The organism is Bowmanella yangjiangensis (assembly GCF_017255015.1).
Lineage (GTDB): Bacteria > Pseudomonadota > Gammaproteobacteria > Enterobacterales > Alteromonadaceae > Bowmanella > Bowmanella yangjiangensis.
This window is the reverse complement of record NZ_JAFKCS010000007.1, coordinates 148,433-173,646: the sequence shown is the minus strand read 5'-3', so window position 1 is coordinate 173,646 and position 25,214 is coordinate 148,433. Positions and strand designations below refer to the sequence as shown.

Here is a 25,214-nt window from a genome sequence, read left to right as displayed (position 1 = left end):
GACTCGCATAGTTATGGCTCGCTAGGTGTCTGCTGTAAAGTTGATAATTGACTCTATGCGAGCTCCTGACTGGCTCTTACTTGCCAGACCAGAACTTGAACTATACTCAAAACATAGGTTTATGTATTTCCGCCAGATTGTTCTTTTATGCGGTATCCAGTGAATTCGCCTTTAGCACATGATGCGTTTCAGGAGGAGTGATATGACCAAGCGGCGTAAAGGCCATACCCTGTCTGACGGTCCCGATTGGACCTTTGAACTACTTGACCAATACCTGGCTGAGATTGACCGCGTAGCCAGGCATTACAAACTGGAAACCTACCCCAACCAGATTGAAATCATCACCGCAGAACAGATGATGGATGCCTATGCGAGCATTGGTATGCCCATCAATTACACCCACTGGTCATACGGCAAAAAGTTTATTCAAACCGAGCAAGGCTATAAGCGCGGGCAAATGGGACTGGCCTATGAAATAGTCATCAACTCAGATCCTTGTATCGCCTATTTAATGGAAGAAAATACCATTACGATGCAAGCCTTGGTTATCGCTCATGCCTGCTATGGCCATAACAGCTTCTTTAAAAACAATTATTTATTTAAAACCTGGACAGACGCCAGTTCAATTATCGACTATCTGGTGTTTGCCAAAAACTATGTGGCACGTTGTGAGGAAAAGTACGGCATTGCGGAGGTTGAAGCTACCTTGGATTCCTGCCACGCGCTATCTAACTTTGGGGTGGACAGATACAAGCGCCCCCAAAAATTATCCTTACGTCAGGAGCAGGAGCGCCAGCAAAGCCGTGAAAAATATCTGCAATCTCAGGTAAATGAACTTTGGAGAACCTTGCCTCAGCGCGATGACAACGAACAAGATCCCAAGCGCAAACGTTTTCCCGCAGAACCCCAAGAAAACATCCTGTATTTCATCGAAAAAAATGCGCCATTGCTTGAACCCTGGCAACGGGAATTAGTGCGCATTGTGAGAAAAATCTCCCAGTACTTCTATCCTCAAAAGCAAACCCAGGTGATGAATGAAGGATGGGCATGCTTTTGGCATTATCATATTCTGCATCACCTCTACGATGAGGGAAAAGTCACCGACCGTTTTATGCTGGAGTTTTTACACAGCCACACCAGTGTGGTGGCCCAGCCTGAATACAACAGTCCCTACTATTCAGGCATCAATCCCTATGCGCTGGGATTCAATATGTTTATGGATATTAAACGTATGTGCCAACAACCCACTCCCGAGGATAAACAATGGTTTCCTGAAATTGCCGGTTCCGACTGGCAACAAACATTGCACTTTGCCATGCAGAATTTCAAAGATGAAAGCTTCATCAGCCAGTTTTTGTCGCCAAAGCTGATGCGCGATTTTCGCTTGTTCGCTATTCATGACGACGACAAAGACAGTCACTTACAGGTAGCGGCTATACACAACGCCGAAGGCTATCAGATTCTGCGGGAAAAACTCTCGGCCCAGTACAATCTGAGTAATCTGGAACCTAACATTCAGGTCTACAACGTAAATGTCCGGGGAGACCGTGCACTTACCCTACGCTATGTTCCGCACAATCGAATTCCTTTGGCGGATAGCAGTAAAGATGTAATGAAGCATCTGCATCGACTTTGGGGATTTGACGTCAAGCTTGAAATGGAAGATGAGCAAGGAGACATTCATCAGCTTGTCCATTGCCCGGAACAGCTGGAGCAAGCCTGACAGCGGCGAATTAGTCAGGCGTTTTGCAGACTGGCCTGCAAAACTTCCTGCCAATGCCCAGAAAACCAAGATTGATTGAACATTTTTCTGCCAACGGCGGGTCAAAACAACTAATGCATTACATTGACTCTGGAATCTGAATGCCAATCTTCTCCTATGCCCAAAAAATACAGCGCGGCTTAAATCAAACCCGCAAACTAGATTTTTTCGGCCCCCTGGCCCTTCGTCTCTATCTGGTCCCCATATTCTGGATGGCCGGCATGAACAAGCTAAGCGGTTTTGAAGATGTAGTGGCGTGGTTTGGCAATCATGAATGGGGCTTAGGCTTACCTTTCCCCTATCTGATGGCATGGCTCGCCACTTGGACAGAATTGCTTGGGGCCGCCTGCTTACTCTTGGGGTTTGGCGTACGTTACATCAGCATTCCCTTGATGATTACCATGTTGCTCGCCGCATTTAGCGCGCATTGGCAAAACGGCTGGCAGGCCATTGCCGATCCCCATGGTATGTTTGCCAACCAGCAGGTTCTGGAGTCTGCCGACAAACTCGCCATGGCCAAGCAGTTGTTGCAGGAATATGGTAATTATGACTGGCTAACCAGCAGCGGAAGCTTCGTTATTCTTAACAACGGTATTGAGTTTTCCATTACCTATTTTGTCATGCTGTTAATGTTGTTTTTTGTAGGTGCGGGTCGTTATCTGAGTGTGGACTACTGGATAGCAAAGAAGATGAAAATTCCCCACACAGAATACCAGTAACCAGGGTGTTTTAACCAACAGGGGCGACATTTGAGCAGTCTTTTACTCAAGATATCAGCCCCTCACCAAAGAACAATGAAAGACAATCAGATGATCGCGGGTCAATGCTGAATAAATGTCGGTGCGAAGCCGGACAATCAATAAAAAGGACCCCTGATGGCTGCACTTCTTGCTTCTTTGCGTATGCGAATTTTACTCGGTTACCTGGCTATGCTAGTCGCCACGCTAGTTGCTGCATGGGTGTTAAGCCAAGCAACACAACGGGTAATGCATCAGGTGGATGACTTTACCGGTCAAACCCTACCCGCCCTGGACAACGTCGCTCAATTGCAGCTGCAAACAAAAGAGTTAGTGTTAGCCGGGTATTCATTATATGGCCTGACATTGTCAGCTGATGAATTCGAAAGCAAAGTTGCCCTGCTTCGCGAACACATACATGGATTGCAGCAACGCTTGCAGTCAGCAGAGAAAACCGCTGCCGATCTGAATGAGTACTCTGGCCAAGTATTAGTTGGACTAGAAGCGCTCTCCCAAGCCATGAGCAAACAACAGGTCGATTGGGATTTAGCCCGCCAGCATCTGGCCGAGCTGCACCAGGCTGCGAATCAGCTAGCTCAACACTCCTACCAACTTGGCGAGCACTTTCACCAGAGTGCGACCGACAGCGCCCATGACATAGCCGGCTTGCTGCAACAAGCGCAGTTTGCCGTATGGTTATTGGTCGCGGTGCTTGGCGTAGTAGCGCTGATTGCCTTGCTCCTGGCCAGATGGCAAATTGAGCAGCCTATTGTTCACCTGGCAAAACAGCTAAATGGAATTGCCCGGCAACGAGACCTGAGTAACCGCTTGACTGCCAAGGGCAGTACAGAGATCACCACTATGTCTGTTAGCGTCAACGGCTTACTAGGCGTATTCCACCAGGGTATTCAGGAAGTCAGGCAAGCCGTGGAACAAATCGAAGATTCCAGCCAGCAACTGGGACAAAGCGCAAATCTGACTTCCCGCCATATCCATCAGTTAAGACAAGACATTGATGGATTAAGCCAACACATACTGAGCCTTGAAAACAAACTGCATGAGAGTGCACAAAGTTGTGACCTCGCAGCCCAACAGGCCAATCACGGCGCAGAGGAGATCCAGTTGAATAAACATCAGTTGGCTGAAACCGCTCAAAGCATTCACACCTTGGCCAGCGACATTGAGTCCAGTGCCGTCAAACTTAGCACCTTGCAGCAAGCAGGAAATCAAGTAACCGGCGTGGTTAATACTATTGCGGATATCGCCTCTCAGACCAATTTGCTGGCCCTGAATGCAGCGATTGAGGCAGCTCGTGCCGGTGAAAGCGGTCGTGGTTTTGCGGTCGTCGCGGATGAAATACGCAGCTTGTCTATTCGTACACAGGATTCCACCACCCAAATCAATACCATGTTGGCGACCATAGTCGATTCCATTCAATCGGCCGTGACAGGCATGGCATCCAATCAACAACAAACACAGCACTGCGTAAATCTTACTGGCGAGCTGGTTGATGCGCTGGAACAAAGCAGGCAGAACATTTTAAGTATGCTGGATATCAGCCACCAGTCGGCACAACAAGTGCGAACTTGTGCCGAGCAAGCCGTGACGGCACGTCATCAGGTTCAAGCCTTCAAAGCCTTAGGTGATGACGTATCGGAAGGTAAGGAACAGGTTGTACAAGCATCCACACAGCTAACCAGATTGGCTGCTAACCTATCTGGAATCCAAGCCCAATTTAAGCTCTAACATTTCGTTCTGACGCTTGCCAAAAACTTATCGGCAGGATAACAATAGCCTGGTGAATTTTGGCTGTATCAGATAACGGAAATTATAAAAATGAAGTTGGGATATGTAGCAACACTCCTATTGCTGGCGGGCTGTGCCGGTCACTCAAATTCCCCCATTATTAGTGCCGACAAAGTCATATTGGGCGCCAATATTCTCACCCAGGATCCTAACTTGCCAACGGCCAATGCGCTGGCAATAAAAGACGGAAAAATCCTGTTGGTCGGTTCTGATACACAAGTGCAGCCACTAATTGGTGACGACACAGTGGTGCTTACCCTGAATGGGCAGACGGTATTGCCCGGCCTGATCGACAGCCATATTCACAGTATTGAAGGGGCGCTGGCATTACTTGCCTGTAATTTGAACGACCAGGCCATGGATCTGAAAACCCTCGGCGAACATATCCAGACGTGCGCCAGCCAATACCCCGGAGACTGGCTGGAGGTGCTAAACCTGCCCAGTGTTGGCCTGGCGCTGAATAAACAAAAGCTGGATCAGCTTTTACCAGACCGACCGCTGTTTATCATCAGTACCGACGGTCATACCGGCTGGGCTAATAGTTTGGCATTGAAGCGAGCCGGCATCACAGCAGATACGCAAGCGCCGCATGATGGCCGTATTGTCAAAGATACACAGCAGCAGCCCACAGGTATGTTAGTCGACGGTGCAACAGCCTTGGTCAGCCGTCATTTACCCAAACCTGACCTTTCTTACAAAATACAAGCCATGCAAGCCGCACTGGCTGGTTTTTACCAACATGGTATCACCAGTTTTCTGGAGGCTAATAGTAACGCCGACAGCGTAGCGCTCTTTTGTGCCCTCAAACAGCAACATCAATTGCAGGCTAAAGTGAATCTTGCTCTGGGCAGTAAGGGAAGCTCGGACGACGAGGAGTTTGCCCGTTTACATAAGCTGCGTAACCAGGCTGAGTCTTGTGGCCTGATGGCGGACACCATCAAGCTGTATGCCGATGGTGTAATGGAGTACCCCACTCAGTCAGCTGCGTTACATGCGCCTTACTTAAATGCTTCCGAGCATGGTGATAACTGGCGCGGTAAGCTCTATATCCCCCCGACAGATTTAGATGCCTTTGTACAACGCGCTCAAGCTGAAGGCTTTAGCCTGCATATTCATGCCATCGGTGATGCCGCCATCAGTGAGAGCCTGGATGCATTTGCCAAAGCCCGGGCAGTAGAGGATTCCCCAGTTGTGCGTTTCTCCATCACCCATCTACAGCTCATCAGTCCTGAAGACATTACCCGCTTTTCAGAGCTTAATGTCTTAGCGTCTATGCAGCTGTTGTGGGCACAGCCAGATGAATACAGTGTCGATGCGCTGGCCCCCTATCTGGGAGAGCATCGCCACAACCAGATTTATCCAGCCGCCAGTTTGCTAAAGGCCGGCGCCAGTATCGCCGGAGGCAGCGACTGGAACGTCTCTGACTACAACCCTTTCGCCGCTATGGCCGTGGCTATCAGCAGACAAAATCTACAAGAGCCAGCACGTCCCAGTCTCAACAGCCAGGAAGCTTTACCCTTATCGGCTTTACTGGAAGCTTACACGCGCCATTCTGCCGAACTGATGGGCATTGCCGCACACAGCGGCCAGTTAAAATCAGGGATGGATGCGGATATAGTGATTTTGGATCGCCAGCTAACGGATACCTCAGATCCGCAAACTGTGGCTGACACAAAAGTCAGCATGACCTTAATTGATGGCAAGGTGGTATACGACGCTGGCACCCAAATGGCCTCAGGTCAGGACCACTAAGTATTTATGCGCTATCTGTTTCCGACACTGCTGGTATCTTCATTGCTGCTCTGGTGGCTCTGGCCAAGCAAATCAGCCAGTCCATTCTAAATCAGCACTAGTCCTCGTCGGCACCATTAACGATGCTGGCAATCTGGCTCAGCCGGTTAACCGCCAGACTGTTGATGCTGCCTTTGGGGAATCGGGCGCGAGGACTGAGCGCCCCGGCTTCACGTCCCATCAGAATCTCTGCAGCCTGATCCACGGTCTCTACCGAATAAATATGGAAATGTCCAGCTTTGACAGCCTGTATCACCTCTTTATCCAGCATTAGATTTACTTCGTTGGATTTAGGGATAACCACGCCTTGCTCACCGGTCAGACCTCGATGCGCACAGAGTTTAAAGAAGCCTTCAATTTTCTCATTCACGCCGCCAATACTCTGCACTTGCCCATATTGGTTAATTGACCCTGTCACCGCCAGCCCTTGCTTAACCGGCACTAAGGTCAGCGCTGATAAGAGCGCCACCAATTCAGCCAGAGAGGCACTGTCACCGTCAATCTGACCATAGGATTGTTCAATGGCAATATTGGCGGACAAGGTTAGGGGGAACAGCTGCGCATATTTATGCCCGAGGTAGCCAGTTAACAGCATTACGCCCTTGGAGTGAATAGAACGCCCAAGCTCTACTTCTCGCTCAATATCCACCACCCCATTAGCGCCCACATACACGGTTGAAGTAATGCGAGCGGGGGTGCCGAATAAACTGTCACCTATTTCAAGTACTGTGAGGCCATTTACCTTACCCACGGCGTCACCGTCGGTTTCAATCAGGATCTGGCCTTCTTTGATATCGTCCAGCAAGGCTTGACTGATACGGCCGCTACGCTGCGTTTTCGCCTCCAAAGCGGCTTCAATATGGGTAACGTCCAATTCGTCACTATGTTGCTTAGCACAGAAATATTGGGCTTCATGTAAAAGCTCAATAACGTCAGCGAAGCGCGCCGATAAGCGGTGCTGATGTTCAGCCAGTCGCAGGCTATATTCCACCAGACGGTACATGGCCTTGGCCGAGATCCCTCTTAATCCCATCTCCTTTACATGACAACGTACCCGGCCAACAAAATCGTACAAGGTGTCCTTATCCAGCGGAATTTCATGATCAAAGTCCACCAGCACCCGGAACAGCTCATGAAACTCGTCTTCATATTCCTGCAAGGTGTAGTAAAGGTCGCGGGAGCCTAGCAGCACCACTTTAACTTTTACCGGGATGCTTTGTGGGTTAAGGGTGACTGAGTTAACCATGCCGATATCATGTTGCTGGATATCCATTTTCAGCTCACCGCGCTTTAACACCAGCTTAAGCGCTTCCCAAACATAGGGTTGCTGAATCATTTTATCGGCGTCCAGCAACAGGTAACCGCCATTGGCTTTGTGCAATGCCCCAGGTCGAATCATCCGGTAGTTGGTAAACACCGAGCCTTGCACGTTAGTGTATTCCACCCTACCAAACAGATTTTGATAGGTTGGATTAGGCTCATACACCACCGGTGCCCCACCATTTAATTCGTGGCTGACCAGAATATTCGGCAAATACTGCTCTTCCAGTACGGTGCGGCGGTCAAAGTCTTCTGACTTTTCATCTTTGTTTTCCTCGCCCAGTACCTCAATCACCGTCTCAATCAGGTGCGGTTTCAACTGGCGCAGAAACTTCAGGATCCCCAGATCTCCTGAGTATTTATGCTCAAGTTCTTTAAGTAGGGGTTTGATGCCCTGCTCTGCAGTCTCACGAGTCAGTGCACGCCCCTGCTCAGAGGTCTCGCGCTTCCATTGCGGTAACTCCAGCAATTGCTCACTGAGTTTTTCTTCCAACTGCACGATGATTTCATAAAACTGTTGGCGCTGTTGTTCCGAAGCCGTTGCAAACTCTTCATCCGTAATCGGCTTACCATTAACTATGGGTGAGAAACTAATAGTGCCGTTTTCTTCGTACAAGGCGACACTGTTGCGCTGCGCAAAGACTTCCACCTCGGCAATGGCTTTCTCATAACGCTGTTCAAACTGCCGCTTTATATTGGCTTTTTTACGCTGATAACCTGGGTTATCAAAGGCTGCAGGAAAGGTATCCAACAACTCATCAACCAAGCTGTTGAGATCCGCTGACAGCTTGCGGCTCTCACCGGCAGGCAGACGCAGCGTAAAGGGCTCTCGCTCGTCATCAAAGTTGTTGATGTAACACCAGTCATCCGGCGTTGGCGCACTGTTCACATGCTTGGCAATATACTCATGCACCAGGGTAAAACGTCCCGTCGCCACCTCACCCATGACATACAGGTTGTACCCTTTCGCATCTATCCCCAAGCCAAAATTTAATGCCTCGCGGGCTCGGTGCTGACCGATAAAAGTCGCACTTAGTGCCTGCTCATCACTTAAGGCCTGATTAATCAGGCGGCGGCTGGGTTTGGCGGTGAGTTGTAGGGCATTGAGTTCGACGGCTTTTTGCATGAAACGTAGCGATGATAGGAATGTCTTGCACAAGTGAAACCTGAATCCTACAGACTGTCAAACTCCTGTGGCTAAAAGCCTGAACATTAGCTGTTTTTTTGCACCAATCGTGACAAAGTTGGCAAAAGCAAGCGGCCACACTATGCTGACAACAATATTTCCAGCGGCACAAACTTATGCGATCACCCTGTTTTGCTCTTTTATGTTGTCTACTTAGCACACCGCTCTGCGCTAAGGTGGTGGCTGTGGCTGACCATGGCTTTGTGTTGGAAAACCGAGTCCAGGTAAACTCAACAACTGAAAAGACCTGGCAAGCGCTGACACAAGATGTCAGTAAATGGTGGCCGGAGGATCATACCTGGTGGGGCAAAAGTGCCAATCTGAGTATAGAGCCCCAGGCGGGAGGATGTTTTTGTGAAAAAGACGGTGGCAAGCAAGCCATGCATATGCAGGTCACCTTTGTCGAGCCAGGCAAGTTACTAAGAATGTCAGGCGGGCTTGGGCCTTTGCAAGGTATGGGCCTGTATGGCGCACTGGATTGGACGCTTCAGGCTAACGAACAAGGGACAGAGATCATTCTGACCTACAAGGTACATGGGTTTTCCCCCGAAGGCTTTGCTGAACTGGCTCCGATTGTCGACTATGTGCAAGGACTGCAACTGGCAGGCCTAGCTGACCATCTGAATGCCCCCTCTCACTAAGGCGCAAAATGCGCTGCATCTTAGCAAGACGTATCAGAGGGACCGGGATGCGTCTTGAGATTACTCAGTAAACGATATAACAGTGTCACACTCAGCACTGAGCCCCCTAGTACAAAACTCAGCACACCAAGAGGTAAAAACAAGCTCTCATGCAGCACGCCATTAACATCCACATACTGATAAAAATGATGTTCAAGGACTAAAAGCACACCGCCCAGCAACCACAAAGCTAATCCGATATACAGCCAAACTGTTGATTTCTTCATCTAGCACTCCCTTATCTTTCCTGATGCTCAGCAGCTTAGTGATTGCAACGCCATTTCCAGTTGTGACCAATCTTCCGGCTGGCTGCTGATACATTCAATACGACTGTCAGGGGCGTCATTAAGTTCACTGCTGGTTAACACCCCATCGACCTGATTGAACAACATCCAGCCCCGATTGGTATGCATAATGGCTTTGAGCCGCTCCATCTGCAGCCCCATCATCAGCGACATTAACCGCTCATAGTGAAAGCAATATGACGGAGCAAAGACCCACCCGCAGCTGTGCATACCATCAGCCTGACCTCGTTTGCTGATGAACCCGCTTGCTGGCATCTGCAACTCGGTAAAAGTCTCTGTTGATGAAGGTTGTGGCGGCGAAAACAGGGATGCCTGAAAGCCACTTCGGCCCAGCAGCCAGGCAAAAGGAATCTGACCTTGGCTGGTTACTTGAAGCGGCGAAGCAATAGACAGGTCACGAAGATAGTCTTGCAGCCTTGCTATTGAATCCGACTCATACAGATCCACTTTATTTGCCACAATCACATCAGCTACCTGTAATTGCTGGCGGAAAATATCATGCTGAGCATAACGGCTGTCCGTCACCTTTCGAGCATCGACCAACGTCAGGGTATGCTGAATATCCAGTACGCCTCGGTAATGCTCAGATGACAAACTGGCCAGTACTTCTGCCGGGTGCCCCAGGCCAGTAGGTTCAATCAGCAGGCGGTCAGGCTTACTGCGTGCCAGCAGCATATTCAAAGCAATCTGCATGGGCAAACCTGATGCACAACACATGCATCCTCCCGGCACTTCCTTGATAAAAACTTTACCAGGCTCCTGACCTGCTCCCAGTAAATTACCATCCACACCAATCTCACCAAACTCGTTGACTAGCACAGCCCACACTTCATCGGCAGGTTTGTGTTTTAGCAAGTAAGTAATGGCTGTGGATTTACCCACGCCAAGAAACCCAGTGATGATATTAGTGGGGACGGCTCGTACGATTTGCATTGCAGATTCCAGGCTGATTTGCGCCATTATGACGTCAAAAGGGCAAGGTATACAGGGCCCAATGAGGCGGGCCCTGTTTTCAGGCGGGTTTAGTGAACGTGTCCACCATCAGCTTCACCCACTATGCCCAGCCAGGTAAGCTTGTTAGGGGTAAATCCAAGGGCTAATTCGCCACTGATCTTGCCCTCGTGCCTATCCACAATGACCACATGCTTTTTAATAGGATCGGCAATGTAGACATACTCATTGGATAGGGTCATTTCAAAGCGGCTGCCTTCTGGCATCAAGGCAACATCAGCCTCACTAATATCCAATTTATGTGCCAGTTCCCAGTGCAGATCATCACCATGCTGATGAGCGCTAAGCAGCGTCAGGTAACCCTGACTATCAAGAATAATCAGGTTTTCACCATCCAGACTGACTTCCAGGGAAAGCAGCTTAGCCTCTGCGTGGGGTTGCCAGTCAAGCAACTCCATCTCCCCCGCATCTGGATTAATAACAAACACCGTGGTACCGGCTATACCAAAGAACTGCTCTCCCTCCAGGTGAGCCCTCAATGTCCCAATACGCATGCCTTCGCTGAACGCCTCAGTATTAAGGATTTTACTGGCACTATACTCGGCATTTTCTTCACTTATCACCACAACCCCGTCTGCACAGGCAAAGGCCACAGCATCATGATTCTGCGCACTGCCGTGTAAGGCGGGACATAAGGTGTCGAAGACCTGCTCCTGGTGGAAGTGATCGCCATGGGCATGAAAGCGTGCAATGCGATCTGGCAGAGTTGAGGTGGTATTGGCATCTCTGAGAGTGGCAAACACGTTCTCCCCTCGGGCCTGAGCTGCACCGTGCATATGAGTATCAAAAGTATGCACCGGGTAGTCCGAGTTATCCGCACTGATATGCGCTTCATTAAACATGGCGACGGACGCACTGATACCATTTTGCCCGTCCCCATCAAAGAACACCGCAATCTGTTCTTCACCCATCGTCACATGGGTAGGACGACTGCCGGGCAAAGTAAAATCGACCAAGGCCGGGGCTTGCTCATAAGGATGCAGATGGTCGCCATGATCTTCTTGCCAGATACCACCATCAATAAACTCAACCAGATCATCGCTTCTTTCGACCAGCATGGCGTAGCGTTTAGTTGGAGAGGCATACAAATAAGCAGGTTCATGTGTTAAGCCCAATGTCGCCAACAACTTGTTGTCTTCCAGCTCGTAAAGGTTTACCTGATTGCTGCCCTTGCTGGTTACCAGCAGGCGCCCCGCGCCACTGACATCACCATGGTCATGGCCATCTCCCGGCACGACCACAGGCTCTTTTTCGACAATCTCAGTGGTTGCGTCACCACAAGCAGCCAACATGGCAGCTGCCACAAACAAGCTCAGATGTTTTAGTCTGGTTTGCAAATTCATTTTGTGTCCTTTTTGTTGTCTTTGATCAGAAATATCCACGGATGCCCAGTGCCACAGAGCGTCCAGGCAGTGGAGCAAGATGTTTTAAGAATGAAGTGTGAGGTCTGGCTTCTTCGTCCATGAGATTGTGACCTTTGATATAAAGGGCCAAGTCATGACTTCCCAAGCTCAGGTGATAGGTCAGATTGGCATCCAGCAAAGTGTAACCATCCGTCTCAGTTTCAAGCTGAGCGGTTTTATCCTGGCTGAAGTAACGGGTTAGCCCCACATCAGCACTAATAGCCTGACTTTGATAACTCAGATTGGCGCCAAGACGCAGTGGCGGTGTGCGGGGAAGATCTCCACCATCCTGCAACCTGGCGCGCACATAGTCACCTTGCAGACTGAGCTTCCAGGATGGTAAAAACTGCCAAAACACCTGAGATTCAAAACCGTGCAGCAGAACGTCATCTTGTGCAAACAGATAGACAGGTAATTCCCCTTCCCCGTGCCCATGATCGTGGTCATGGTCGTGATCGTGACCATGCCCTGAGTCGGCTAACAGCGAGGTGGCCTGCTGGTAATAATAGTTATCGATCTGGTTATAAAAGGCGTTGAGGATAAACCCAACATCCCCGTTAAACTTACGCAACGTCAGATCGATATTGTTGGCAGTTTCCAGATCGATAGCCTTATCTGTCAGCCCTAAGCTCGCATGCCCCTCCTCATCTTCATAAAGTTGGAACAGTGCACCGACTTCAAAACTGCCGGTGCCAATATGCGGACCAAAAGACAATAGTTCGGACGCTGAGGGCGCACGCTGAGAATGGGACAATGACAATCCCAGGTTGTAGCCTTCCTGGAAGTCCCATACCAACCCCAGAGACAGACTGTAAGGGTCGAATTCATGGTCGGCATCAAAACGACGTATAATCAGATCGCCAGTTTCTGCGTTGTGGTCATGCTCATCATGCACAACACCCAAGGGAAAACGCAGTTCATCGGTGGTTAAGGTCGTTCTCTCGATACGTGCACCAAATTGCGCCAAAACAGGGCCGAAGTGCCGCTCTTCCATCACCGCCAACGCCAGGCTGTCAGTAACAGATGGTGGGGTGAAGGCTTCGTTGCCCACTGCAGAAAAATCACTGCGTTTGTAGTGCAGGCTCAGGCCGCCATGCCAACCTAAGATCTCATTATGCAGAAACTCAATCCTGGCCTCTTTACTGTCGTTGGCAAACTTTGTCCCAACCAGACCTTCCTCGATCTCTTCATGCTGATAATCGGTGTAGGCCATCTTCAGATTTAACGTGTTTATCAGTCCCTGCTCAAAACGCAATTCGCTGATAAGCTGGACCCGGTCTTGCTGCATGTCGGCAAATACAGCGACATCCTCTTCGCCATGACTATGGCCGGGAATACCGTATTCTCGATCCAATCGGCCAAACGCCAGACCAAGGTAACCATTGTCCAGTAAATAGCTGGCACCCAGGGTATAGCCTTGCGACTCTGCTGCTGAGTTCTTGACCTGAGACGATGAACTTGGCTCAGCAAACTGCTCGGCTGGACCGGCAGAATGATAATCGTCACTCTCTCGCCAATAGCCATCTGCATGGATGGCAACGCGGTCGGTACCGGTATTGAGGTTAAATGAGGCCAGCTTCTGATTATTCACTGACTCTCTTTCCAGCAGCCACTCCCCGCGGGTTTGGCTATCCGTTGGTACACGGTTATCTACCACATTAACCACCCCACCAATGGCACCGCTTCCATAGAACAAGGTAGCGGGTCCGCGCAAGACCTCAATCTGCGTCGCCGTGCTGGCTTCAGCTGATACCGCATGATCAGGGCCTACTCTGGACGCATCACCGGCGTCCAAGCCATTTTGACTGATAAGCACCCTGGGCCCATCCAGGCCACGAATAATGGGTGTGCTGGCGACCGAACCATGAAAGTTGCTGTGTACGCCGACTTCACCCGCCAAGGTATCGCCCAAAGTTGACGCCTGCTTATTACGCAACCTGTCGCCACTTAACACAGTGACAGGCAACGCCGACTCGATAGCCGATGCATGGAAAGGACTGGCTGTTACATCCACCACTTCTATACTGGTGTCCAATAACACAATACGTAAGTCAGCCAATCCCTGGCTTTGTACATCCAGGCGGACACTTTTGTGTGCAAAGCCGGGTGCCGACACATGTAATTCCACCTTACCTTCGCGTACTTGCGGGTAAAAAAACTGGCCATTCGCGTCGGCCGTCTGTGTGCCGTGAATACCGTGCAGTTCAATGTTAGCGCCGCTTACTGGCTGCCCATTGGTATCAACCACCTGCCCTTGCAATGACTGCGCAATGGCAGTGACACTGAACAAGCTTGATAGACTGACGGCTATCAAGTGTTTCTTCATCATAGCAACCTCAATGTTATATCATATCAATAAAAACCAATAATTCCCCCAAGGCACAGCTTCCAAGCCAGCAAGATGAGAATTACACCATTAGGGAGTAATTACCTCTCAGACACGAAAGATACAATATAACATACCAAAAATTCAACCCGCACTATCTTGTTATTGGTCGCCTCACTATTCCACTTGTGCTGGATCAAAAATGCAGTTAAAGATCTACAGTAGACTACAAGGTCAGTGTTGTTGAGGCGGTAATTCTATGCAGGACATTTTGGGTCCACTTTTAAACCTTGGTCATACAGAGCCCACTGTTGCAGAGCTGGCTAGTCGTAATCTGATTACCTGCCCACCACATACACCTATTCGTGACGTCGCCCAGATGATGCAAACCCATCAGGTAAGCTGTATCTTGGTTAAAGAGCATGAGGATATTATCGGTATTTGGACCGAAGCCGACGCCAAGTCCATTGATTTTGACTCAGCACAGAATTACGAAACCCCAGTCAGCGAATTGATGAGTTACCCCGTAATCCAGGTGCAAGGCGACATGTTGCTGAATGATGCCGCCAGTTTAATGCTGCAAAAACAGATTCGCCGTTTGTTGGTTACGGATAAGCAAAACCGTCCGCTGGGATTACTCACGCAAACCGACATAGTCAAACAACAACGTATTGAGTTTTATCTTGCTTTGCGAGATGTGGGCTCAACCATCAACCGCCCTCCGCTGGTGCTAAATGCCAGTCAGTCGCTGGCTGAAGGAGTTGCAGCGATGCGCAAACAACGGGTCGATGCCGCCTTGGTGGAAACCAACGGACAAGCCCAAGGCATAGTCACCGAGCGCGACCTGGTCAAATTTATCGCCACAGCGTCGGCCAAAGTCTCATTAAGCGAGTTGGCACTTAAACCAATATTGACCGTTAAAAAAAGCTGCACCTTGCTGCAGGCTGTTGAGATCCTAAAAGAAAACAAATTCCGCCATCTGGCTGTCTGTGATGAACAAGACCAGCTGTGCGGACTGCTTTCCTTTTCAGATATCCTGCTTAACGTTGAGCATACTTATGTAGAACAGCTCAAGCAGGCACTGCGCGCCAGAGATGCCGCTCTGCGCACCTCCACCGATTATCTACGTTTGGCGCAAAAGGTCATTGATGCCTCGTTGGATGGGATCATGATCACCGATGTAAAGGGTGTCATTGAATCAGTAAACCCCAGCTTTACTTTACTTACCGGCTACAGCGCCGATGAGGCCATAGGTCAAAAACCCGACTTGCTCAGCTCAGGCCTGCATGAGCCACGATTCTACAAAAACATGTGGGAAACCTTGTTATCACAAGGGCTGTGGCAGGGCGAGATATGGAACAAGCGCAAAAACGGCGAAGTCTACCCACAATGGCTGTCGATTACTGCGATTCGCGGGGAGCAAGGCGAAATATGCCAGTTCGCGGGCATTTTCAGCGATATCAGCGAACGAAAACGCCAGGAAAAACAAATTCACCAGTTAGCCTACATTGATGAATTAACCGGGCTGGCTAATCGCAGACTGTTTATGGACAGGCTGCATTTAGCCATTGCCAATGCACACCGTCATCATCACAACATGGCGGTGTTATTCTTAGATTTGGATTTGTTCAAACGTATCAATGATACCCTGGGTCATCAAGCCGGTGATCACGCTCTAAAAGAAGTGGCACACAGACTTATGTCGACGGTCAGAGAAGGCGAATCCGTAGCCCGCATCGGCGGTGACGAGTTTACTATTCTTATTCCGGAAGTAGACAAAGCTACCTCATTGGAATGCCTTGCCAAGCGTTTGGTAGCTAAATTTGATGCCCCTATTCGCATAAAAGGACAGGACTTTTTCCTGACCACCAGTATTGGTATCAGCTTGTTCCCCAAAGACGGCCAGAGCTCTGAGCAACTTATCAAACATGCTGATCTTGCCATGTATCAGGCCAAAAATGCCGGGCGTAACCAATTTTGCTTCTATCAAGCCAGTGCAGGCCAACAGACAGCCGATGAGTTAAGGCTGGAACAGGGGCTCCGTCTGGCCCTGCAACATCAGACATTACGCGTTTTGTATCAACCCAAAGTTGACCTTCGAACTGGCCAACTCATCGGCGTTGAAGCTCTTGTGCGCTGGCATGATCCCGGTCTTGGACAGGTATCTCCGCAAGATTTTATTCCACTGGCAGAAAAGCTGGGATTAATAGGCTTACTTAGCGAGCAGGTGTTGGTACGCGTATGTGACGACATCCGAACGAAGCGTCTGCCAGAGGTACCGGTTTCTATCAATATCTCGGTATTACAGCTCATAGCACCGGATTTTTGCGAAAGGCTGTTAGCGATACTGGAACAAACCCAGGTCTCTGCGGAGCAGATAGAACTGGAGTTAACGGAGAGCTGCCTGATCCCGGAACAAGCAGAGACGACGTTGGGACTGCTTACACATTTACGTAACCTGGGATTTAGGTTATCCATTGACGACTTTGGAACAGGCTACTCTTCCCTCTCCTATCTGCGACGATTACCCATCAATACGCTTAAAATCGACCGCAGTTTTATTTGTGAACTGCCAGACAATAATGAAGACAGCCAGATCACGCTGGCGATAATTGCCATGGCAAAGGCACTCAACCTTGACGTTATCGCTGAAGGTATTGAATCGCAGGCTCAGCGCGATTTCCTGCTTGATTCAGGCTGCCATTGCGGTCAGGGATATTTGTACAGTCCTGCCGTAGAAGCCGAAAAGCTGCAGGCCTGGACGACCTGACGAATAACATCTGCCCCAGTCGAATTGACACCAACCGAAAAATGATACATTATCACATAACAATTAATTTTTGAGACTCACTGTGAAAGATATACTTGGCGCTCTCGCTTCAGCACTATGCATTTGCCATTGCTTGTTTACGCCATTGCTTGTCGCACTTGGGGCAACAGGGCTGCTGGTCGATAGTCTCACTACCGAATGGTTTCATTTAGTCCTGTTCATCCCCATACTGCTGCTATTGATGATTAGCTTACCCAAGGCACATTGCCAGCATAAAAGTCCGGCACCTCTGGGTATGGCTGTTGTAGGGATCACCTTATTGATATTGTCGCTTTTCAGCCATGATGAGTTGGAGCTGATATTCAGCCTTGGCGGCGGCACATCTTTGATTGTGGCGCATTTATTGAATCGCCATCTGCTTAACAAAGTACGGCAGCTTCAACCCTATCATTCGGCTTCCAACAGAGCTTGTTAGCCCACTCGGCATAAAAAACTGCAAGCCTATCCGCTCTGTTAGTGAGCTAGATGATTGCAATGCAACAAACTATCTCCATAATGTGCGCCATCGCAACTTGAGAATGCCATTATGGAAAAACTGGTTGAAAAACTGATCTACTCTTCGCGCTGGTTGATGGCGCCTATCTACCTGGGGTTAAGCCTGGCTTTACTGGCGCTGGGCATCAAGTTCTTTCAGGAAGTATTGCATATTCTGCCGATTATCCTGTCGATGAAAGAAGCCGATCTTATCCTGGTAGTGTTGTCATTGATTGACCTGGTCCTGGTCGGTGGTCTGATTGTGATGGTAATGTTTTCCGGCTATGAGAACTTCGTGTCGAGACTGGATATTGATGGTGACAGCGAAAAACTGGATTGGTTGGGGAAACTGGACTCAGGCTCTTTAAAGAATAAAGTGGCCGCCTCCATAGTCGCCATTTCTTCAATTCATTTGCTGAAAATTTTTATGAATGCACAGGCCATAGATAACCAAAAGTTGTTCTGGTATGTGATTATTCATCTGACCTTCGTGTTATCGGCATTCGCCATGGGCTATCTGGATAAACTAACCCGTAAAGGATATACCGACAAATAACGCTAAAAGCGTTGCTTGAGAGACAAAAAAGGCGCCGATTGGCGCCTTTTAATTAGCTTCTTGAAGCTGCGATTAACGACGCAGACCCAGACGCTTGATCAATTCCAGGTAACGGTCCTGGTTCTTGCTCTTCAGATAATCCAGCATGCTACGACGCTGGCTTACCATGCGCAGCAGACCGCGACGAGAATGGTGATCTTTCTTATGATCCGCAAAGTGACCTTGCAGCTTGTTGATATTGGCAGTCAGCAGTGCTACTTGCACTTCTGGAGAACCAGTATCGCCTTCTTTTACGCCGTAATCAGCGATGATTTTTGCGGTTTCTTCTTTAGTTAGTGACATATCTTTCTCCTAAGTTAAGACCGGCCGATCACTAATTCAGCGGGTCGGAAAGAGGCGGTATTATAGCGACGCCGCAAAGAATAGCAAGCGGCGTAAAATAACATCAATAGACCACCAGCCGCTTGGGTGCTAAGCGTCCGGGGCGCTCGACTTCGGCCACGCCGAGGAAACGTCCGTCATCTTCAGCATAAGCACGCACCAGTCCATTTAACTGGCCGGTCTCGGCTTCAACCTGATTGCCATTACTGAAAAAGCCCAGTTTTTGCAGGCTCACAGTGACAGTTGGCAAACTGGCCACCGCGGTATCCATGGGCAGCAACAACGCATCCAACTTGTCGAAGTCTGTTTGCCCGTCCTGCGTGCAGCTTTCCGCGAAGCTTTGCAGATCATCGAAGCTCATCATTTGTTCAACGGGGTAATCAGCCACTCTGGTGCGATCCAGCATAGTGACATAGGCACCACAGCCTAACATCTGGCCCAAATCATCAACCAACGAACGAATATAAGTGCCCTTAGAGCAATGTACCAACATATCCACTTCATCCGTTTCAAAACGGCTGATCTGAATATCGAAAATTTCGATATCGCGAGCCTCGCGGGGTACCTCAATACCCTGTCGGGCATAGTGATAAAGCGGTTTACCCTGATATTTCAACGCGGAAAACATAGACGGGATCTGTTTGCTCTTGCCTTTAAATCCCATCACCGCATCGACTACTTGCTGCTCAGTGACCTGAACAGGGCGACGTTCAACAATCTCGCCATCGGCATCGGAGGTGGTGGTACGAATACCCAGTTTGGCGGTCACGCGGTAAGTTTTGTCGGCATCCAGCAAAAACTGGGAAAACTTAGTCGCTTCGCCTAAACAAATCGGCAGCATACCGGTGGCCAATGGATCCAGGGCACCTGTGTGACCGGCCTTGGCCGCAGCAAAGACCCGACGCACCTGTTGCATCACTTGATTAGAGGAACCACCAAGCGACTTATTGAGTAGGAATATGCCGTTAACATCACGGCCTTTCTTACGCCTGGCCACCTATTTGTCCTCTGCGTCCAAATCTCTACCAGCCTGACGAGCACGCTCTTTATCTTTATTAATGGTATCCGTCAGCAAACTGGATAAACGCATACCTTCGGTAATAGACACGTCTTGCACAAAACGGATGGCCGGTACCGTACGCATGCTCATACGCTTAGACAGTAAAGTGCGCACAAAGCCTTTATTCTCATCCAATATGGCCAGCTGTTCTTTGATCTTTTCTTCATCCGTATCGAAGAACGTCACAAACACTTTGGCGTGCGACAGATCACGAGAGACCTCCGCACCGGAAACCGTTACCAGACCCAATCTTGGATCACGATTCTTAAATTCGTTTTGCAAGATACTGGCAACTTCTTTATGGATTTGCTGACCGACCCGGTCTGTTCTGGAAAATTCTCTTGCCATGATTTTTACTCTCGTAAAGACAGCAACGGAGGCCTGTTACCAATAGTGGTGGCCCCCGTTACCTATATTTCTGACACAACAGAGGCTAAGCCCCTGACAGCAATCAGATTTCGCGTTTGATCTCGATGGTCTCGAAGACTTCGATCTGGTCACCTACGCGGACATCGTTGTAGTTCTTCACGCCGATACCACATTCCATGCCGTTACGCACTTCAGATACGTCATCTTTGAAGCGACGCAGGGACTCCAGTTCGCCTTCATAGATCACGACGTTGTCACGCAATACGCGAATCGGCGCACTACGCTTGACGATACCTTCGGTGACCATACAGCCAGCGATAGCACCCAACTTGGGTGAACGGAAGACGTCACGCACTTCTGCCAAACCAATGATCTGTTGCTTGAACTCAGGTGCCAGCATACCGCTCATTGCACCTTTCACTTCGTCAATCAGGTCATAGATAACGCTGTAGTAACGCAGGTCGATTTCTTCGTTCTCAATCACCTTACGCGCCGTTGCATCCGCACGAACGTTGAAACCAACAACAATCGCACCAGAAGCGGCAGCCAGGCTGGCATCAGTTTCGGTAATACCACCTACACCACTACCTACGATGTTTACTTTTACTTCGTCGGTAGACAGTTTCAGTAAGGAATCACTGATGGCTTCTACAGAACCTTGTACGTCTGCTTTCAGTACCACGTTCAGCTCACTGACATCACCGGCTTCCATATCAGCGAACATGTTCTCCAGCTTAGCCTTCTGTTGTTTGGCCAGCTTCAGTTCACGTTGCTTGGTACGACGGGTGCTAGCTACTTCACGGGCTTTACGTTCGTCCTGAACCACACGAGCATCATCACCGGCAGCAGGAACACCTGACAGACCCAGGATTTCAACCGGTGTTGAAGGACCCGCTACTTTCACATCCTGACCATGCTCATCGCGCATCGCACGTACGCGACCATACTCAAAGCCACACAACAGGATGTCACCGGCTTTAAGTTCACCTTGCTGCACGAGTACGGTAGCGACCGGACCACGACCTTTATCCAGACGCGATTCGATAACCAGACCTTTAGCTGGGCCTTTAGGTACGGCTCTCAATTCCAGTACCTCAGCCTGTACAGAAATCGCTTCCAGCAGATTGTCCACACCCATACCAGTCTTAGCAGACACAGGTACAAACTGGTGCTCACCGCCCCACTCTTCAGAAATAACGTCCAACTGCGACAATTCAGTTTTCACCCGATCAGGATCGGCACTTTCTTTGTCCATCTTGTTGATAGCAACAATCAGCGGCACACCAGCAGCTTTCGCGTGCTGTACGGCTTCTTTGGTTTGTGGCATCACACCGTCATCGGCAGCCACCACCAAAATAACGATATCCGTAGCCGTTGCACCACGAGCACGCATGGCGGTAAAGGCCGCGTGTCCAGGAGTATCTAAGAAGGTAATTTTACCCAGGTCGGTTTCTACGCTGTAGGCACCGATATGCTGAGTAATACCACCCGCTTCACCCGCAGCGACTTTTGCACGACGGATATAATCCAACAAAGAGGTTTTACCATGGTCAACGTGACCCATGATGGTGACAACCGGTGCACGAGTCGTCTTGTCGGCAGTGGTATCCTCTGCCAACAATTCGTCTTCAAGCGCATTGTCGTTAACCAACTCGTATTTGTGGCCCATCTCTTCTACCACCAGCACGGCCGTGTCTTGGTCCAGCACTTGGTTAATAGTGACCATCTCACCCATTTTCATCATGGTTTTGATCACTTCGGTAGCCTTGATAGCCAGTTTATTGGCTAGTTCGCCAACGGTAATTGTTTCGCCTAATTTAACCACACGTTCCACCGGCTGGGCTGGCTTGTTGAAGCCATGCATCAAGTCAGCACCAGCGTTCTTTTTCTTTTTGGCCTTGCGACGGCGTCCGCCGCGCTCAAACTGCATATCCTCTTCGTCTTCGGCTTCCTGAGCATAACGATTGGAATGCAAATGTACTTCTTCTGCCTCACGGCGACGGCGGCGCTCATCTTCTTCTTTCCAGCGACGCTCGTTCTCTTCAGCCAACTTGCGAGCTTTTTCGGCTGCTTTCTTGGCTTCTTTTTCCAATTTTTTCTGGCTTTCTTCTTCCTGAGCAACACGAATCTGTTCAGCTTCCTGGCGAGCTTTTTCGCGCTCAGCACGCTCTTCATCGCTCAGGTTAGTTTCTTTCTCACGCTGCTCAGCTTCACGACGTTCACGCTCGGCACGCTCAGCCTCGGCGCGAGCCTTAGCTTCTGCTTCCTTACGCGCTTTCTCTTCTGCCGCTTTTCTGGCCTCTTCTTCAGCAATCCGTTGGGCTTCTTTAAGCGCCGCTTCTTCTTCAGCACGACGTTTGGCTTCTTCTTCGGCCAAACGCGCCTCTTCGGTTTCGCTGCGTTTTACGTAAGTGCGTTTTTTACGCACTTCGACTTTTACTGACTTGGACTTACCCGCAGCATTAATGCTTAAGGTACTGGTGGTACGACGCTTAAGTGTCATGCGCGTCGGTTCAGCCGTACCTGCACCACCATGCTGACGACTCAGATGGTCAAGCAAAACGCGCTTTTCATCTTCCGTCACCTGATCGTTCTGGCGCTTTTCAATACCTGCGTCAGCAAATTGCTGAACCAGGCGGTCAACCGATGTGCCAATATCACCGGCAAGCTTTTCTATGGATACATCTGCCATGAGTGCTAGTTCCCCCGTTGACCTTACTCTTCACTAAACCAAACGATGTTACGGGCAGCCATGATCAATTCAGCTGCTTTCTCTTCGCCCAGTTCCTCTATATCACTGATTTCATCGACGCCTTGCTCAGCAAGGCCTTCCAGATCGGTTATACCGCGACTGGCCAGAATAAAGGCCACGTGTCTTTCCATGCCAGGCAGGTTAAGCAGTTCTTCCTTAGGTTCTGCATTATCCAGTGATTCTTCATTTGCCAGCGCCTGGGTAGTTAATGCGGCGCGAGCACGCTCACGCAACTCTTCCACCATCTCCTCTTCAAAGCCATCAATGGCCAGAAGCTCGGCGACTGGTACATAAGCAATTTCTTCCAGTGACGTGAAACCCTCTTCCACCAGTACGGCTGCGAAATCTTCGTCAATATCCAGGCCTTTTACAAAGCGCTGCAATACTTTGGAGTTTTCCTCTTCGTGCTTAGCATTGAGGTCTTCCACTGTCATCACGTTCAGTTCCCAACCCGTCAGTTGACTGGCCAGACGCACGTTTTGTCCACTACGGCCAATGGCTTGAGCCAGATTGTCTGCCTCAACAGCAACATCCATAGTACGGTTGTCTTCATCTACCACGATGGCGGCGACTTCGGCAGGGGCCATGGCATTAATCACGAATTGCGCTGGATTTTCATCCCACAGCACGATATCAACACGCTCACCACCCAGTTCACCGGACACCGCTTGTACCCTAGAACCACGCATACCTACGCAGGCACCAACAGGATCTAAACGCTTGTCGTTGGTCTTCACCGCAATTTTGGCTCGCGAACCTGGGTCACGGGCTGCGGCTTTTATTTCAAGCACTTCTTCAGCTATTTCCGGTACTTCAATGCGGAACAGTTCAACCAGCATCTCAGGCTTGGAACGGCTGACAAACAGCTGTGCACCGCGTGCTTCAGGCTTAATGACATAAAGCAGACCACGTACCCTGTCGCCTGGACGGAAGGTTTCACGCGGCAGCATATCTTCGCGATAAATCACACCTTCGGCGTTGTTACCAAGGTCAATGATGATGTTGTCGCGGTTAACTTTTTTAACCGTACCTGTGACCAATTCCCCAACACGGTCTTCATATTCGGCCAGTACCTGAGCACGTTCTGCTTCACGTACTTTCTGTACTATTACCTGCTTGGCAGTTTGTGTAGTAATACGGTCAAAGGCAATGGACTCGATTTGCTCTTCCACATAGTCGCCAAGCTGAATTTCCGGCTCGTCGATTTGCGCTGCAGACAGCGTAATTTCGGCAAAAGGATTATCCTGGTGCTGATCATCAGGAATGACTCTCCAACGACGGAAGGTATCAAAGTCGCCGGTTTCGCGATCGATACTCACCCTAACCTCTATTTCGCCTTCATTCTTTTTCTTTGTCGCACTGGCGATAGCATATTCCAACGCTTCAAAGATCTTTTCCCTGGGTACTTGCTTCTCGTTGGATACAGCCTCAGCCACTAATAGAATTTCTTTATTCATTGCCCTGTTGCCTCACAATACTTCCACGTTGCTGGTTAAACAGCCTGCCGACTTCGACTCTGTTGTCGTTAGTCGAAGTTAGGAACCAGATTACCTTTTTCAATATTGGCTATGGCCAGTTGATAGGACACGCCATCCACTTCCACGGTCAGGGTGCCGTCTTCACAAGCAAGCACCTTTCCTTTGAAATTACGTCTGTTGTCCATTGGCATTCTCAGCTTCACAGACACAGTTTCTCCCACTACGCTAAGGTAATGAGCTTCCTTAAATAGCGGCCTGTCCATGCCGGGAGACGACACTTCCAAGTCATACTCGGTAGAAATCGGATCTTCCACATCTAAAACAGCACTGACCTGATGACTAACATCCGCGCAGTTATCCACCGAAATACCGTCTGGGTGATCGATATAGACGCGCAAGGTCGAATGCCTTCCGGCGCGCACAAATTCAATACCAAGCAGCTCAAACCCCAGTGCTTCAACAGCAGGGGTCAGCATATCGGTTAAGGCATGTTCCAGTTTTGACACAGCCAGGCTCCAAAAACAAAAAAAGGGCGCAAAGCCCAGACAATATTCGGGGACAAGCCCCTTACAACCTATGTATTCCAACGTTACCTTTACTCATCATTGACGGAATAAAGCGAACGTTGAGGACCAAGACTAACAAAAAGCCCCGATATTTACGGGGCTTGTCAGGTCTGGATTCTAGTCCAAGTATTCTGCATCATCGTTACAAGATGATGAAACAAGCTGCATATAGGCACAGCTTGCTGGAGAAATACATAAAATGTATTTCATCCCCTTGAAATTCAGGACGTTACTATTCAATGAAGAGGGAGCCCGTCCTGATTTCGACGGCGAAAGTATAAAGTTCGCCGCCTCAATTTGCAAGTTAAGCCCAATTAGCTTAGCCAGCCGGTATAGCCTACCTAGGATTCAGTAAGCGAAAAGCCGACAAGGGTTAACTTGTCGGCTTTTCAAGTTGGTTGCGGGAGCCGGATTTGAACCG

Annotated in this window: 19 protein-coding genes; 8 read left to right on the top strand and 11 right to left on the bottom strand. The window is 49.5% G+C overall.

Annotated elements, in window-relative coordinates; all coding sequences use genetic code 11:
* Nucleotides 1–202 precede the first annotated feature (202 nt).
* From J0A65_RS09785 to J0A65_RS09770, 4 genes are all read left to right on the top strand, one after another.
* Complete coding sequence (locus J0A65_RS09785) at nt 203–1,723, top strand: SpoVR family protein (protein ID WP_206593989.1); 1,521 nt, start codon at nt 203–205, stop codon at nt 1,721–1,723.
* A 140-nt stretch (nt 1,724–1,863) separates the two neighbouring features.
* Nucleotides 1,864–2,481, top strand: coding sequence for an HvfX family Cu-binding RiPP maturation protein (locus J0A65_RS09780; protein ID WP_206593988.1), 618 nt, complete (start codon nt 1,864–1,866; stop codon nt 2,479–2,481).
* A 156-nt stretch (nt 2,482–2,637) separates the two neighbouring features.
* Nucleotides 2,638–4,245 carry a methyl-accepting chemotaxis protein gene (locus J0A65_RS09775; protein WP_206593987.1) on the top strand — a complete coding sequence of 536 codons (1,608 nt, stop codon included), beginning with the start codon at nt 2,638–2,640 and terminating at the stop codon, nt 4,243–4,245.
* 90 nt (nt 4,246–4,335) lie between these two features.
* Entirely contained in the window at nt 4,336–6,057 is a 1,722-nt protein-coding gene (locus J0A65_RS09770) for an amidohydrolase (protein ID WP_206593986.1), read from the top strand.
* A gap of 97 nt (nt 6,058–6,154) precedes the next feature.
* Here the strand turns inward: J0A65_RS09770 and J0A65_RS09765 are convergent, their stop codons facing one another.
* A complete protein-coding gene (locus tag J0A65_RS09765) occupies nt 6,155–8,542 on the bottom strand; it encodes a Lon protease family protein (protein WP_206593985.1) in 2,388 nt (795 codons plus the stop codon).
* Between the two features lie 245 nt (nt 8,543–8,787).
* Between J0A65_RS09765 and J0A65_RS09760 the strand changes: the two genes are divergently transcribed.
* Nucleotides 8,788–9,243, top strand: a complete 456-nt coding sequence (locus J0A65_RS09760) for an SRPBCC family protein (RefSeq protein WP_206593984.1) — start codon at nt 8,788–8,790, stop codon at nt 9,241–9,243.
* A 20-nt stretch (nt 9,244–9,263) separates the two neighbouring features.
* Here the strand turns inward: J0A65_RS09760 and J0A65_RS09755 are convergent, their stop codons facing one another.
* From J0A65_RS09755 to J0A65_RS09740, 4 genes are all read right to left on the bottom strand, one after another.
* Complete coding sequence (locus J0A65_RS09755; RefSeq protein WP_206593983.1) at nt 9,264–9,509, bottom strand: DUF3955 domain-containing protein; 246 nt, start codon at nt 9,507–9,509, stop codon at nt 9,264–9,266.
* Between the two features lie 27 nt (nt 9,510–9,536).
* Nucleotides 9,537–10,520 (bottom strand): CobW family GTP-binding protein, encoded by a 984-nt coding sequence (locus J0A65_RS09750; protein WP_206593982.1) that lies wholly within the window; start codon nt 10,518–10,520, stop codon nt 9,537–9,539.
* Nucleotides 10,521–10,609: 89 nt separating this feature from the next.
* Nucleotides 10,610–11,941 (bottom strand): YncE family protein, encoded by a 1,332-nt coding sequence (locus tag J0A65_RS09745; protein ID WP_206593981.1) that lies wholly within the window; start codon nt 11,939–11,941, stop codon nt 10,610–10,612.
* A 25-nt stretch (nt 11,942–11,966) separates the two neighbouring features.
* A complete protein-coding gene (locus J0A65_RS09740) occupies nt 11,967–14,330 on the bottom strand; it encodes a TonB-dependent receptor (protein WP_206593980.1) in 2,364 nt (787 codons plus the stop codon).
* A gap of 256 nt (nt 14,331–14,586) precedes the next feature.
* Here J0A65_RS09740 and J0A65_RS09735 point away from each other — a divergent pair, with 256 nt between their 5' ends.
* The 3 genes from J0A65_RS09735 (at nt 14,587) to J0A65_RS09725 (ending at nt 18,187) form a co-directional block, all read left to right on the top strand.
* Nucleotides 14,587–17,097, top strand: coding sequence for an EAL domain-containing protein (locus tag J0A65_RS09735; RefSeq protein ID WP_206593979.1), 2,511 nt, complete (start codon nt 14,587–14,589; stop codon nt 17,095–17,097).
* 82 nt (nt 17,098–17,179) lie between these two features.
* A complete protein-coding gene (locus J0A65_RS09730) occupies nt 17,180–17,572 on the top strand; it encodes a MerC domain-containing protein (protein ID WP_206593978.1) in 393 nt (130 codons plus the stop codon).
* 111 nt (nt 17,573–17,683) lie between these two features.
* Nucleotides 17,684–18,187, top strand: coding sequence for a TIGR00645 family protein (locus J0A65_RS09725; protein ID WP_206593977.1), 504 nt, complete (start codon nt 17,684–17,686; stop codon nt 18,185–18,187).
* Nucleotides 18,188–18,259: 72 nt separating this feature from the next.
* Here the strand turns inward: J0A65_RS09725 and rpsO are convergent, their stop codons facing one another.
* The 6 genes from rpsO to rimP form a co-directional block, all read right to left on the bottom strand.
* Nucleotides 18,260–18,529 carry a 30S ribosomal protein S15 gene (gene rpsO, locus J0A65_RS09720; RefSeq protein ID WP_206593976.1) on the bottom strand — a complete coding sequence of 90 codons (270 nt, stop codon included), beginning with the start codon at nt 18,527–18,529 and terminating at the stop codon, nt 18,260–18,262.
* Between the two features lie 103 nt (nt 18,530–18,632).
* Complete coding sequence (truB, locus tag J0A65_RS09715; RefSeq protein WP_206593975.1) at nt 18,633–19,565, bottom strand: tRNA pseudouridine(55) synthase TruB; 933 nt, start codon at nt 19,563–19,565, stop codon at nt 18,633–18,635.
* Complete coding sequence (gene rbfA / locus J0A65_RS09710) at nt 19,566–19,976, bottom strand: 30S ribosome-binding factor RbfA (RefSeq protein WP_206593974.1); 411 nt, start codon at nt 19,974–19,976, stop codon at nt 19,566–19,568.
* A 103-nt stretch (nt 19,977–20,079) separates the two neighbouring features.
* Nucleotides 20,080–22,689: a translation initiation factor IF-2 gene (infB, locus tag J0A65_RS09705; RefSeq protein ID WP_206593973.1), complete on the bottom strand. Its 2,610-nt coding sequence runs from the start codon at nt 22,687–22,689 to the stop codon at nt 20,080–20,082.
* 23 nt (nt 22,690–22,712) lie between these two features.
* Nucleotides 22,713–24,206 carry a transcription termination factor NusA gene (gene nusA / locus J0A65_RS09700; protein ID WP_206593972.1) on the bottom strand — a complete coding sequence of 498 codons (1,494 nt, stop codon included), beginning with the start codon at nt 24,204–24,206 and terminating at the stop codon, nt 22,713–22,715.
* Nucleotides 24,207–24,274: 68 nt separating this feature from the next.
* The gene (gene rimP / locus J0A65_RS09695) at nt 24,275–24,733 is read right to left on the bottom strand and encodes a ribosome maturation factor RimP (RefSeq protein ID WP_206593971.1); all 459 of its coding nucleotides are present in this window, start codon (nt 24,731–24,733) and stop codon (nt 24,275–24,277) included.
* Nucleotides 24,734–25,214: the final 481 nt, after the last annotated feature.

Bases quoted from the DNA above. Each gene is read 5' to 3' on its own strand.
- J0A65_RS09785 (WP_206593989.1), top strand. From the start codon at position 203: ATGACCAAGCGGCGTAAAGGCCATACCCTGTCTGACGGTCCCGATTGG.
- J0A65_RS09780 (WP_206593988.1), top strand. From the start codon at position 1,864: ATGCCAATCTTCTCCTATGCCCAAAAAATACAGCGCGGCTTAAATCAA.
- J0A65_RS09775 (WP_206593987.1), top strand. From the start codon at position 2,638: ATGGCTGCACTTCTTGCTTCTTTGCGTATGCGAATTTTACTCGGTTAC.
- J0A65_RS09770 (WP_206593986.1), top strand. From the start codon at position 4,336: ATGAAGTTGGGATATGTAGCAACACTCCTATTGCTGGCGGGCTGTGCC.
- J0A65_RS09765 (WP_206593985.1), bottom strand. From the start codon at position 8,542: ATGCAAAAAGCCGTCGAACTCAATGCCCTACAACTCACCGCCAAACCC.
- J0A65_RS09755 (WP_206593983.1), bottom strand. From the start codon at position 9,509: ATGAAGAAATCAACAGTTTGGCTGTATATCGGATTAGCTTTGTGGTTG.
- J0A65_RS09750 (WP_206593982.1), bottom strand. From the start codon at position 10,520: ATGCAAATCGTACGAGCCGTCCCCACTAATATCATCACTGGGTTTCTT.
- J0A65_RS09745 (WP_206593981.1), bottom strand. From the start codon at position 11,941: ATGAATTTGCAAACCAGACTAAAACATCTGAGCTTGTTTGTGGCAGCT.
- J0A65_RS09740 (WP_206593980.1), bottom strand. From the start codon at position 14,330: ATGATGAAGAAACACTTGATAGCCGTCAGTCTATCAAGCTTGTTCAGT.
- J0A65_RS09735 (WP_206593979.1), top strand. From the start codon at position 14,587: ATGCAGGACATTTTGGGTCCACTTTTAAACCTTGGTCATACAGAGCCC.
- J0A65_RS09725 (WP_206593977.1), top strand. From the start codon at position 17,684: ATGGAAAAACTGGTTGAAAAACTGATCTACTCTTCGCGCTGGTTGATG.
- rpsO (WP_206593976.1), bottom strand. From the start codon at position 18,529: ATGTCACTAACTAAAGAAGAAACCGCAAAAATCATCGCTGATTACGGC.
- rbfA (WP_206593974.1), bottom strand. From the start codon at position 19,976: ATGGCAAGAGAATTTTCCAGAACAGACCGGGTCGGTCAGCAAATCCAT.
- infB (WP_206593973.1), bottom strand. From the start codon at position 22,689: ATGGCAGATGTATCCATAGAAAAGCTTGCCGGTGATATTGGCACATCG.
- nusA (WP_206593972.1), bottom strand. From the start codon at position 24,206: ATGAATAAAGAAATTCTATTAGTGGCTGAGGCTGTATCCAACGAGAAG.